The organism is Mycobacterium sp. E1386, from assembly GCF_001672745.1.
Lineage (GTDB): Bacteria > Actinomycetota > Actinomycetes > Mycobacteriales > Mycobacteriaceae > Mycobacterium.
Genome location: NZ_LZKH01000047.1, coordinates 1 through 13,558 on the forward strand (window position 1 = coordinate 1; position 13,558 = coordinate 13,558).

The 13,558-nt window shown below is 69.5% G+C and carries 3 protein-coding genes; all 3 read right to left on the reverse strand.

What is annotated here, in order from left to right:
• On the reverse strand, nt 1-2,188 hold a 2,188-nt coding region (locus A5709_RS04785), incomplete at its 3' end, for an AMP-binding protein (RefSeq protein ID WP_156767965.1).
• A gap of 416 nt (nt 2,189-2,604) precedes the next feature.
• A complete protein-coding gene (locus A5709_RS04790) occupies nt 2,605-10,251 on the reverse strand; it encodes a non-ribosomal peptide synthetase (protein WP_068118358.1) in 7,647 nt (2,548 codons plus the stop codon).
• Nucleotides 10,248-13,558 (reverse strand): condensation domain-containing protein (locus A5709_RS04795; RefSeq protein WP_231986900.1); only part of this gene is annotated, 3,311 nt, incomplete at its 5' end. The genes A5709_RS04790 and A5709_RS04795, both read right to left, overlap by 4 nt.

A 13,558-nucleotide genomic window follows, 5' to 3' on the forward strand; every position in this document is an offset into this window, starting at 1 on the left:
TCAACGGCAAACTCGATACGCGCGCCCTTCCCGCGCCGGAATACCCCGGCCACGGGTATCGGGCGCCGCCCACCCCCTGCGGCGCCAACACTCCCAGCGCAGACGGCGTCTGCGTCAAGACCGACACCCGCTCGCCCACCAACAGCGCCTGCAGATCATCGCCGCACCGCGCCACCGCATCCGGCACCACCACCAAGTGGCCCCCGTGCAACAACGCACCCCAGATCTCCCACACCGAAAAGTCGAATGCCAACGAATGGCACTGACTCCACACCTGCCCCGCCCCCAGCAACCCATCACCAGCCAAAGCCTCAAACAGCTGCGTCACATTGCGGTGCGTAACCGCCACCCCTTTGGGCGCGCCCGTCGTCCCCGAGGTGTAAATCACGTGCGCCACGTCGTCGGCGCCCGGCCCCGCGAACCCCACACCCGGCTGCAAGTCGATCGCCGGATCATCGGCCTCCAGCACCACCCCCGAAAATCCGCCCAGTCGCGACCGCAACCCCGCGGCGGTGACCACCACCACCGGCGAAGCGTCGGCGAGCATGAACTCCACCCGCCCCACCGGCAGCCCAGGATCGATCGGCACATACGCCGCCCCCGCCTTCATCACCCCCAGCAGCGCAATCACCGCCTCCCCCGACCGCTCCATCAACAACCCCACACACGTCCCGGGGCCCACGCCGTGCCCGACAAGCCAGTGCGCCAACCGATTCGACGCCTCATCCACCTGTCGGTACGACCACGACCGCCCCGCACAACTGATCGCGACCGCGGCCGGCGCGCGGCGCACCTGCTCGGCGAACAACTCCGGAATCGAGCGCCCGAATGTCGCGCACCGCTCGGTGGCCGTCCAGTTGCCCCAGCCGGCCAGCCGGGCGCGCTCGGATTCTTCGAGCACATCGATGGACAGCAATCGCCGCGTCGTATCCGCGGTCAACGCCACCAACACCCGCTCCAGGCGTCGCGCCAGATCGGAGGCGTCGAGGCCGGAGAATGGTGCCCACGCGCCCGCCGTGCTGAGGAGAAGCCGGTCCCCGTCCGTGGAGAAGATCAACCCGAAGCCAGTTGCCTGGCCGGAGTTGGTGTACGAAGCCGACGCGGTGACACCGCCAAAGGGCAGGGTGAAGGCCGAGGGGATGAAGTTGACGCTCACCCGCTCGGCCGGTCCAGCCGCACCACGGGCTTTGCGCTCCAGCGCCTGCACCGGAAACCGTTGGTGCTCAACGGCTTCCCGAATCCGGGTGTCGACGTGTTGGCAGAACCCGGCGACCGTGAGTTGGGGCGCGACCCGCAGTACCAGCGGGACCACCCCGGCAACCATGCCGGGCAGGGTTTTCGACTCCGGGCGCACCCGCCTGTTGACCGGGAAGTCGAGGACCACCTCCGCGGCGTTCCCGCTCCACCCGCGCACCAGCAGCGCGCACGCGGCCGTGATAACGGATGTCTGGGACACCCCCCACACCTGGGTCAGCCTGTCGACCCGGCGAAGGACGCCGGCCTCCAGCGCGACCGGGGCGGACGGCCACGGATCGCGCTCGCCCGCGGCGCGCGGTGCGCAAAGCGGGACTTCCCAGTCCGCCGGAAGGTTTCGAGCCCAGTAGGCCTCGTCGGTGCGGTAATCGCCGGACGCTTCGTACTTGGCCTCGCAGTCAACCAAGTCCCGCAGTGAGCCGAAGACGGCCGGAGGGACAGGTGCGGCGGAGACGATGGCCGAGTAGATGGAGGCGATGCGGTGACCGACGAGGGCGACACCGGTTCCGTCGACGACGATGTGATGGCAGCACGCGAACAGGTGAAACCGGTCGGCGCGCGTCTGAAAGAGGGCGAATCGGAACAGCGGACCCGTGAACGGCATGGGCGTTCGCTGGATCGACAACGCTATCCGGCGGGCTTCTTGGATGGCGTCCTGCGAGCCGGTCAAGTCCTGAAAGGCCAGTTCGACGTCCGGGTAGTCGATCGCCCGCTGGTAGACCTGGCCGTCGGCCTCCAGAAAAGAGGCCCTGGCCGGCTCGGCCTCTTCCACGGCTTGGCGGATCGCCCACTTCAGCGCGTCACGTTGGACCCTGCCGTCGATCGTGACGAAGAGGCCGATCTGCCACTCAGTTCCGGAGTGGCCCGTCTCCTGCGCAAGCCATATGTCTAGTTGGCCGCGCGTAAGCGGAAGTGCTTGCTCACCAAGCTCCATCCAACTTCCCAACCATAGGGTTCACCCTTCAAACCCCCGGTTGACCGCAGCCGCTCGACCGAACCCTCCGCAATACCCGTTCGGTTTCGCTTGATGTAGCGCAAGCACTGAGCGCGGTCCGTGTCGGACCACCGCCCGTTGCTTCCCGGTATCGACCAAAAAGCCGGAGCTGCGGTTGTCGTCACCAACGGGCGACATACACAGTTTCTCCACCAACTTAGTCAACATGGGTGCAACAGTCCGAAAGGTTAATCGAGGACGCGAATGTGCGCTAGTAGTTTTGAAAAAGTCCCAGCTACCTAGCAGACACTCCCGTAAAGGCTGTCAAAAGATACGAGAAGGATGTTTCTGGTCGCTAAGCCGGGTGCACAGTTCGGGACGGCCCGCGTGGGACCGTCCCGAACCGAGGAGGTGAGCTAGAGCAGACCGAGCAGCTGCAGGTCGGTGACGTATTTGACGATGACCTGCGGCGAGATGTGCGGGATGTCGTTGTCGGCGCCGATCTTGGCTTCCTGCACCGCGGCGCGGAAACGGTCGGTCGGGGCGAAGGACCCGCTGGCCGGCTCCGGCGCCTGCAGCTGGTTGTACCCCGGCACCTGCAACATCTGTAGCACCGAGTGCTTGCGCTGCCGCTCCGGCAGGTCACGCAGCGCGGCCTCGAACCGCTGGAGCCACTCGGAGAAGTCATCGATCCGCTCGATCGGATAGCCGGCCTCGATCAGCCAGTCGACGTACTCGTCGATGCCGATGCCGTCGTCGTGGGGGTTCATCACGTGATACGTCTCGAACCCTTCCACCACCTGGGTGCCCAGCGTGGTGACCGCCTCGGCGACGAACTCCACCGGCAGCGCATCGAAGTGCGCGCGTTGCCGGTTGCCCTCGGCGTCCAACTGGTAGAACGAGCGCGGCGCGATACCGGTCGCCACCAGGCTCAACACCATCCGGGTGAACATGTCCGACAGGTTGAACTGGCCGGCGTAGCTGGTGTCGGACAGGATCATGTCGGATCGGAACACCGAGACCGGCAACCCGCACAGGTCGTGCGCCTCGCGCAGCAACACCTCACCGGCCCACTTGCTGTTGCCGTAACCGTTGGCGTAGCTGCCGTCGACCTTGCGGATCGGGCTGATGGCCCGGATGTCGGCGTCCTCGGTGAACACCGCCGGGTCGATCTGACGGCCCACATCGGAGGTCGACACATACGCGTATGGCTTCAGCCTGGTGGTCAGGGCCACCCGGATCAGCTCGGCGGTGCCCGCCACGTTGGGGCCGAACAGCTCGCTGTACGGGAGCACGCCGTTGACCAGGGCCGCCGAGTCGACGATCAGGTCGACGGTGTCGGCGAGGCGCTGCCAGGTCTCCTCGTCGAGGCCCAGATCCGTCGCGCCCTTGTCACCGGCGATGACCTCCAAGTGGTCGGCGGCCAACCCCTGGAAATACTGCAACAACTGCGGGTCGCCGCTGTCGAACGTCTTCTCCAGCCGCTGCCACGCCTCCTCGTTCGAGCCGGCGCGCACCAGGCAGATCAGCTTGCCGTCCACCAGCTCCAGCTGCTCGAGCCACTGCAGCGCCAGGTACCGACCCAGGAAGCCCGTCGCACCGGTCAACAGGACCGTGCGCACCTCCGAGCTCGGGCCCGGCAGCGACGGCGCGTTGCTCAACGTCGTGGCATCGATGAACTTGTCCAGTGTCAGATCGCTGGCAAAGACCTGGGTGGCGTCACGACCGTGCACGGACGCGAAGCTGGGACCGCCGGCCTCGGCGTCGGCCACACCGCTGGCATCGTGTTCCGCCCGCTGGCCGAGACGTCGCACCGACGGCGCCTCGAACAGGGTGCGCACCGAGAGGTTCGAGTCGAGGGCCGTGTTGATCTCGGCGATCACCCGCATCGCCGAAAGCGAATCGCCCCCGAGGTCGAAGAAGGAGTCTTCGACCGAAACCCGCTGCAGCCCAAGGACTCCGGCGTAGATCTCGGCCAAGGTCTCTTCGATGGGGGTGGCAGGGGCCCGATACTCACCGCCGGCCTTCTGGTACTCCGGGGCGGGCAGGGCCCGCTTGTCGAGCTTGCCGTTGACGGTCAACGGCAGCGCGTCGAGCACCACCACCGCGACCGGCACCATGTAAGCCGGCAACCGCTCGCCCAACTGGGCCCGGACCTCTGCCGGATCCGCGGACCCGGTGATGTAACCGACCAGCCGCTTGTCGCCGGGGCGGTCTTCGCGGGCGATCACCGCCGCCTGCTCGACCCCGTCCAGACCGGCCAGGGCCGCCTGGATTTCGCCGAGCTCGATGCGGTAGCCGCGGATCTTGACCTGCTCGTCGACGCGGCCCAGGTATTGCAGCTGCCCGTCGGCGCCCCACCGCACCAGGTCGCCGGTGCGGTACATGCGCGCGCCGGGCGCCCCGAACGGGCACGCCACGAACCGCGAGGCCGTCAGACCCGAGCGGCGCGCATAGCCGCAGGCCACGCCGCGACCGGCGATGTACAGCTCGCCGACGACGCCCTCGGGCGCCGGCCGCAGCCACTTGTCCAGAACGAACAGCGCCGCCCCCGGAACCGGGGAACCGATCGGCGCTCCCGTGTCGGCGTTCAGCGGCGCGCTCATCGCCGCGTACACCGTGCCTTCGGTCGGGCCGTAGGCGTTGATCATCACCCGGCCCGGCGCCCACCGGTCCACCACCTCGGGCGGGCAGGCCTCGCCGGCCACCACGAGGGCGGTCGATTCCAGGCCCTCGGGCGAAAGCATGCCCACCGCCGACGGGGTCTGGCTGAGCACGGTGACGTTCTCCGCGACCAGCAACTCATGCAGGTCCTTCGGCGAACCGGCCACGGCCTCAGGCACCACGACCAGCCGGCCGCCGTGCAGGAGCGCACCGAAGATCTCGTGCACCGACACGTCGAAGACGAGTGAGTGCCACTGCGCCCACACGCCCGGGTCGGGCAGGTCGGCGTGCAGCTTCTCCAGCAGCTGGGTGGCGTTGTGGTGGGTGACCGCCACGCCCTTCGGGACACCCGTGGTGCCGGACGTGTAGATCAGGTACGCGATGTCGTCCGCTGACGGCCCCGGCAACGCCGTGGCGGGCTGGCTGTCGGCCGGCGCGTCGTTGACATCGATGACCAACAGGTCGGAGCCGTCCACCCGTGACCGCAATTCGGCCGTCGTGACGACGGCGACCGGCGTGGCGTCGGCAAGCACGAACTCGATCCGCGACGCCGGGACGGCCGGGTCGATCGGCAGGTAAGCCGCTCCGGTCTTCAGCACCGCCAGGATCGACACGATCGCCTCGGCCGACCGGGAGAACAGCAGCGCCACGTTTTCGCCCGGGCGCGCGCCGTGCTCGGCGAGCAGGTGGGCCAGCCGGTTCGCGGCCTCGTCGAGTTCCCGATAGGTCAGCGTGCGGTCCTCGAAGGTCAGCGCCGGGGCCTCCGGAACACGGGCCACCTGCTTGGCGAACAACGCCGGGATGGACGCGGTCGCACCCACCGGCGCGGTCAGCACCGCCCGGTTGCCCCACTCGTCGAGGCGGGCGCGCTCGCCGACGTCCAGCACGTCCATCGACGACAGCCGCTGGCTCGAGTCTGCGGTCATCGCCCCCAGCACCCGCTGGAACCGCTCGATCATCGATTCGATCGCGGCCGTGTCGAACACGCTGGTGTCGAACTCGACGCGCAGGCCCAGTTCGCGGCCGGGAAGCGCCATGACCGACAGCGGGTAGTGGTTGTATTCGCGGTTGGTGACGTCGGTGATCGCCAGCTCGTGGAAGCCCAACGGCACGCTGGTGTCGATCGGGTAGTTCTCGTACAGGAACAGCGTGTCGAACAGCTGGTCGTGACCGGTGACGCGGTGGATCTCGTTGAGCGCCAGGTGCTCGTGCTCGATCGTGTCGTTGTGGGCCCGCTGCAGCTGCTGCAACAGTTCGGACACGGTGGTCGCGGCGGTGATGTTGGCCCGCACCGGCACGGTGTTGATCAACAAGCCGACCATCGACTCGGCGCCCGCCAGATCGGCCGGACGACCGGAGACCGCGGTGCCGAAGGCCACGTCGTGCTGGCCGGTCAGCCACATCAGCAGCTGCGCCCAGGCGCTCTGCAGCACGGTGTTGATCGTGGTGTGGCACGAGCGGGCCAGCTCGCCCAGCGCGCGCGTGGTCTCCGCGGGCAGCCGATACGACTCGACGCCTCGCCGGCCGAGGCCCAACCGGGCCGGCGGACCGACCAGGGTCGGGACGTCGAAGCCGGCCAGAACCTCGCCCCACGCCGCGCGGGCGGCCGTGCGGTCCTGGGACGCGAGCCAGGTCAGGTAGCTGCGGTAGGACGCGGGCGCGGGCAACCGCTCCCCGTAGTAGCTGGTGAGGATCTCGCGCAGCATGATCGGCAGCGACCAGCCATCCATCACGATGTGGTGGTTGGTGAGCACGAACCGGTGCCGGTTGTCGGCGGTGCGGATCAACGCGGCCCGGAAGGCCGGCCGGTTGGCGAGGTCGCTGACCGCGGCGCGCTCGGCGGCGCAGAGCTGCTCGATCTTCTCCTCGGGGTCCAGGTCTTCCGCGCCGAGCTGGATGTACCGCCACGCCATCACGGGGTCGGCCGGCAGGACCTGCACCGGCTCGCCGAACTGTGGGCAGAAGCGGGCCGCCAGGTTGGGGTGCCGGTTGACGACGGTGTGGACGGCCTCGCGCAACCGGTGCGGGTCGAGGTCACCGGTGACGGTGATGCCGAGCTGCACCGCGTAGACGTCATCGCCCGGGTCGTGGGCGAAGCTGGCGTGGAAGAGCAGCCCCTGCTGCAACGGGGTCAGCGGCAAGACGTCGGCGACCGCGTATTGCTGGCACAGGTCGTCGAGCTGCTGCTGGGTCAGGCGAGCGGGGGCGATGTCCGACGGGGTCAGACCGCCGCCGCCGCTGCGCACGTGCGCGCAGATGCCGGCCAGGGCCTCGAACCACAGCTGGCTCAACCGGCTGACCTGCTCGTGGTCCAGCGCCGAGGGCGCCCACGTCCAGTTGGCCTGCAGGTGCGGGCCTGCCTCGGTGTCCATGGTCCCGGCGTTGAGGTCGACGGTGTGCATCAACGGCATGGGCAGCGCCGCGCTGGCGGCGCCGGTGAACGACAGGCTGTCCTGGCTGATCCGCCACATCTCGCCGGGCAGATCCGCCGCCGCGCCCAGTCGTCCGAGGTAGTTGAAACCGATCACCGGGTCCGACCCGTCCAGGTCCACCTCAGTGTTCATGTACCGCAGCAACCCGTAGGTCAGCGGGTCCGGGAGCGCACGCAGTTGCTCCTTGGCCTTCTTGACCAGCACCCCGAGCGCGGGGTCGCCGGCCATCACCTGCGCCCAGTCCAATTCGCCGACGGTCAGCGCGATGGGGTACTTGGTGGTGAACCAGCCCACCGTGCGGGACAGGTCGACGTGCGAGCCCAGTTCCTCGTGGCGGCCGTGGCCCTCCACGTCGATGCCGATCGGGGCGCCGGTGCCGACGAACCGCGCCCAGGCCAACCCGAACGCGATCAACAGGATGTCCTGCACGCCGGCGTGGAACGCCGCGGGCACCTCGCCCAGCAGCTGCCGGGTGGTCTCGACATCCAGCGACACCGAGAGCTGCTTGGCCGTCTCGTAGGTGTCCACGTCGGGGCGCACCGCCGGCAACAGCGCGGGCGTCGCCGCGACCTGCCGCCACGCCTCGGCCTGCTCGATCACCTCGGGCCGCTGGGCGTGCTCCTCCAGCATGGCGGTCCACCGGGCGAACGACGTCCCGCCGGTAGGCAGTGCCACCGGCTGGCCGCTGTGGTGCTGAGCCCAGGCAATGTTCAAGTCTTCCAACAGGATTCGCCACGACACGCCGTCAACGGCCAGGTGGTGAATGATCAACGCCAACTGGGCCGTGGATTCCGCCCAGACGGCGCGCAGCATGGTCCCCGCGGCGGGGTTCAGCTGCGAACGCGCCGCCACCAGCGTCGCGTCGGACAGCGCGTCGACCGTGTCCATGCAGGCGCCGGCATCGACCGCGCCGACCTCGGGAACCTGCATCGCCCAGCCGCCTGCGCCGTCGTCGTCGACGCGCATCCGCAGCGTGGCGTGCCGGTCGAGCAGCGATTGCAGCACCACCCGCACGTCATCGCCGGTGACGCCGGCCGGGGCCTGCACCACCATGGTCTGGTTGAACTGGTCGGTCGGGCCGTCGACCTGCTGCAGCCAGCGCATGATCGGGGTGCCGACCACCGGGCCGATGCCCTCGTCGACGACGTCGTCGTCGGAGGCCACGCCGGCCACGCGGGCCAGCCGGGCCACCGTCTGCTCGACGAAGACGTCACGCGGGCGGCACACCACGCCGGCCGCGCGGGCGCGCGCCACCACCTGCATCGACAGGATGCTGTCGCCGCCGAGGTCGAAGAACGAGTCGTCGACGCCGACCCGCTCCAGCCCGAGCACCTGGGCGTAGATGGCGGCCAGCGTCTCTTCGACGGCCGTGGTCGGCGCGCGGTATTCGCCGTTGGTCTTCTGGTACTCGGGCGCCGGCAGGGCCCGCTTGTCGAGTTTGCCGTTGACCGTCAGCGGCAGCGCGTCCAGCACCACGACGGCTGCGGGCACCATGTAGCTGGGCAGCCGCTCGCCGAGCTGGGTGCGGATCTCGGCCGGGTCTGCGGTCCCGGTGATGTAACCGACCAGGCGCTTGTCGCCGGGGCGGTCCTCGCGGGCGATCACCGCCGCCTGGTCGACGCCGTCCAGCCCCGCGAGGGCGGTCTGGATTTCGCCGAGCTCGATGCGGTAGCCGCGGATCTTGACCTGTTCGTCGGCGCGGCCGAGGTACTGCAGCTGGCCGTCGACGCCCCAGCGCACCAGGTCGCCGGTGCGGTACATCCGCGTCCCCGGCGCCCCGAACGGGCACGCCACAAACCGTGAGGACGTCAGACCCGACCGGCGCAGGTAGCCGGAGGCCACACCGCGGCCGGCGATGTAGAGCTCGCCGACGACGCCCTCCGGCGCCGGACGCAGCCACTTGTCGAGCACGAACAGCGCGGCGCCCGGCACGGGCGAGCCGATCGTCGGCGCCCCGGACTCGGCGCTCAGCGGCGCGCTCATCGATGCGTACACCGTGCCTTCGGTTGGCCCGTACGCATTGATCATCACGCGGCCCGGCGCCCACCGGTCCACGACCTCGGCCGGGCAGGCCTCGCCCGCCACGATCAACGCGGTCTTGTCCAGCCCGTCGGGCGACAGCATGCCGACCGCCGACGGGGTCTGGCACAGCACCGTGACCTTCTCCGCGACCAGCAGCGAATGCAGTTCGTCCGGGGAGCCGGCCACCGACTCGGGCACCACCACCAGGCGCCCGCCGTGCAACAGCGGGCCCCAGATCTCCCACACCGACACGTCGAAAACCAGCGAGTGCCACTGCGACCAGACTCCCGACTGCGGCAGGTCGGCGGGCAACGACTTCAGCAGCTGGGTGACGTTCTGGTGGGTGACCGCGACGCCCTTGGGGGTTCCGGTCGTGCCCGAGGTGTAGATCATGTACGCGATGTCCTCGGGTGCCGGCCCCTGCAGCCGCGAGCTGGGCTGTTCGGCCACCGCGGGATCGTCGACGTCGACGACCAGCAAGTCGAACCCGTCCAGCCGGGCCCGCAACTCCGCCGTCGTGACCGCGGCGACCGGCGCCGCGTCGCCGAGCATGAACTCCATCCGCGCCGCCGGGACCGCGGGGTCGATCGGCAGGTAGGCCGCGCCGGTCTTGAGGACCGCCAGGATCGACACGATCGCCTCGGCGGACCGCGGCAGGAGCAGCGCCACACACGCACCCGGACGCGCGCCATGGTCGGCGAGCAGGTGGGCCAGCCGGTTCGCGGCCTCGTCGAGCTCCTGATACGTGAGCGTGCGGCCCTCGAACGTGAGCGCGGGAGCCGCCGGTACGCGCGCGACCTGCTTGTCGAACAACGCCGGAATCGAGACAGCCCCCGTCGCCGGCGCGGTCAACACCGCCCGGTTACCCCACTCGTCGAGGCGGTCGTGCTCTCCGCCATCCAGCAAGTCGATCGACAACAATCGCCGCCCTGCACCGACGGTCATGATTGCTCCTCCACATCTGCGGTCATGGCTTCCAGCACGCGCCTGAACCGCTCAACCAACCTCTCGATTCTGCCCTGGTCGAAGACTTCTGTATCGAATTCGACGCGAAGACCCAATTCGTGACCCGGAACGGCCTGGACCGACAGCGGGTAGTGGTTGTATTCCCGATTTGTAAAACCGCTAATAGCCAGCTCGTCGACGGCCGACAACGCGGCGGTGTCGATCGGATAGTTCTCGTACACGAACATGGTGTCGAATAATTGGTCGTGTCCCGTTACACGGTGGATCTCGTTGAGCGCCAGATGCTGGTGCTCGAGCGTGTCGTTGTAGGCGCCTTGTAGCTGGTTGAGCAGGTCGGCAATCGTGGTTTCGGCGCCGATCGTCGCGCGCACCGGCACCGTGTTGATCAGCAGCCCGACCATCTGGTCGGCGCCGGCCAGGTCGGTCGGCCGCCCCGAAACCGCAGTGCCGAAGGTCACATCGTGCTGACCGGTCAGCCACATCAGCAGCTGCGCCCACGCGGCCTGCAGCACGGTGCTCACGGTGGTGTGGCACGAACGGGCCAGTTCGCCCAGCGCCCGTGTGGTCTCCGCCGACACCTGGAAGGAGGACACGCCCCGCGGCCCGAGGCTGACCCGGCCGGGCGGACCCACCAGGGTCGGCGTGTCGAAGCCGGCCAGCACCCGCCGCCACGCCGCCTGCGCGGCGCCGCGGTCCTGCGCGGCAAGCCAGGCGACGAACTTGCGGTAGGGCACCGGGGCGGGCAGCTGCACGCCGTAGTAGGCGGCGAAGATCTCCTGCAGCAGGATCGGCTTCGACCAGCCGTCGAGGACGATGTGGTGGTTGGTCAGCACGAACCGGTGCCGGTTGTCGGCGGTGCGGATCAGCGCGGCCCGGAACGGCGGACGCTCCGCCAGGTCGCACACCGCAGCGCGTTCGGCGGCGCAGACCTGCTGGATCTGCTCCTCGGGTTCGACGTCCTCGGCGTCGAGTTCGACGTAATGCCACGACAGCGCGGGCTCGGCCGAGAGGACCTGCACGGGCTCGCCGAAGTCCTCGACGAAGTGCGCCACCACGTTGGGATGCCGCTTGACCATCGTGTGCACGGCGTCGCGCAGCCGGTGCGGATCGAGGGCGCCGCTCACGCTGATGTCGAGCTGCACGGCGTACAGGTCGTCGCTGCCGTGCTCGCTGCCGGTGTGGAAGAGGAGTCCCTGCTGCAGCGGCGTCAACGGCAGCACGTCGGCGACCGGGTAGCGCTGGCACAGCTCGTCGATGTCCCGCTGCGTCAGCCGCGCCGGGGCGAGGTCCGACGGAGTCAGGCCGCCCCCGCCGCTGCGGACGAGGCTGCAGATGCCGCTCAGGGCGTCGAACCACAATTCGCTCAGCCGGCCGACCTGGCCCTCGTCGAGCGCCGAGCGCGCCCAGGTCCAGTTGGCCTGCAGCAGCGGACCGGCCGCGGTGTCCAGGGTGCCGGCGTTGAGCTCGACGGTGTGCGGCAACGGCATCGGCACCGCCGTCGCCGCGCCGGCCGCCGCCAGGCTGTCCTGGTCGAGGCGCCACAGCTCGCTGGACAGGTCGCCGGCGCCGCCCAGCCGCCCGAGGTAGTTGAACCCGATCACCGGGTCCGACCCGTCCATGTCGACGTCGGGGTTCAGGTAGCGCAGCAGTCCGTAGGTCAGCGTGTCCGGCAGGGCGCGCAGCTGTTCCTTGGCGTCCTTGACCAGTGCCCCCAGCTCGGCCTCGCCCGCGACGACCTGTCCCCAGGACAGGCCGCCGACCGTCAGCGCGACCGGGTACTTGGTGGTGAACCAGCCCACCGTGCGGGACAGGTCGACGTGCGGGCCCAGTTCCTCGTGGCGGCCGTGGCCCTCGACGTCGATGCCGATCGGCGTGCCGGTGCCGACGAACTGCGCCCACGCCAGCCCGAACGCGATCAACAGGATGTCCTGAACGCCGGCGTGGAACGCCGCGGGCACCTCGCCCAGCAACAACCGGGTGGTGTCGCTGTCGAGCGAGACCGAGAGCTGGCCCGCGCTGACGAAGGTGTCGATGTCGGGCCGCACCGCCGGCAACGGCGCCGGCGTCGACGCGATCTGCCGCCAGGCTTCCGCCTGCTCGACGACCTCCGGCCGGCGGGCGTGCTCCGCCAGCAGCGACGACCACCGGGCGAACGACATCCCGCCGGTCGGCAGCGCCACCGGCTGGCCGCTGTGGTACTGAGCCCAGGCAATGTTCAAGTCTTCCAACAGGATTCGCCACGACACGCCGTCAACGGCCAGGTGGTGAATGATCAACGCCAGCTGTCCCGTCGAGGGCACCCACACCGCGCGGAGCATCGCGCCGCTGGCCGGGTTCAGCTGCGCGACCGCCGCCGACAGCGCCGCATCGGACAACGTCTCCACGGTGTGCACACACCCGGCGGCATCCACCACGCCGACCTCGGGCACCCGCAGCGACCAGTCCCCCGCGCCGTCGTCGTCGACCCGCAGCCGCAACATGGCATGCCGGTCCAGCAAAGCCTGTAGCACCAGCACCACGTCGGTTTCGGTCACGCCGGCCGGGGCCTGCACCACCATGGTCTGGTTGAACTGCTCGACCGGACCGTCGACGCTCTCCAGCCAGCGCATGATCGGGGTGGCGATGACTTCGCCGATGCCCTCGTCGATGACGTCGTCGTCGGTGGCCAGCACGGTCACCCGGGCCAGCCGGGACACCGTCTGCTCGACGAAGATGTCGCGTGGGCGGCACACCACACCGGCCGCCCTGGCACGGGCGACGACCTGCATGGACAGGATGCTGTCACCGCCGAGGTCGAAGAACGAGTCGTCGACCCCGACGCGGTCCACACCCAAGACCTGGGCGTAGATGCCGGCCAGGATCTCCTCGACGGCCGTGCTCGGCGCGCGGTAGTGATCGGCATCGGAGTATTCGGGCGCCGGTAGGGCGCGGGTGTCGAGTTTGCCGTTGACGGTCAGCGGCAGCGCCTCGAGCACCACGACCGCGGTGGGCACCATGTAGGTCGGCAGCCGCTCCCCGAGCTGGTTGCGGATCTCGGCCGGGTCGGCGGTTCCGGTCACGTAGCCGACCAGCCGCTTGTCGCCGGGGCGGTCCTCGCGGGCGATCACCGCCGCCTCGTTGACGCCGTCGAGCGCCGCCAGCGCCGCATGCACCTCGCCGAGTTCGATGCGGTAGCCGCGGATCTTGACCTGCTCGTCGGCGCGGCCCATGTACTGCAGCTGGCCATCGGCGCCCCAGCGCACCAGGTCGCCGGTGCGATACATGCGCGCGCCGGCCCCGCCGAACG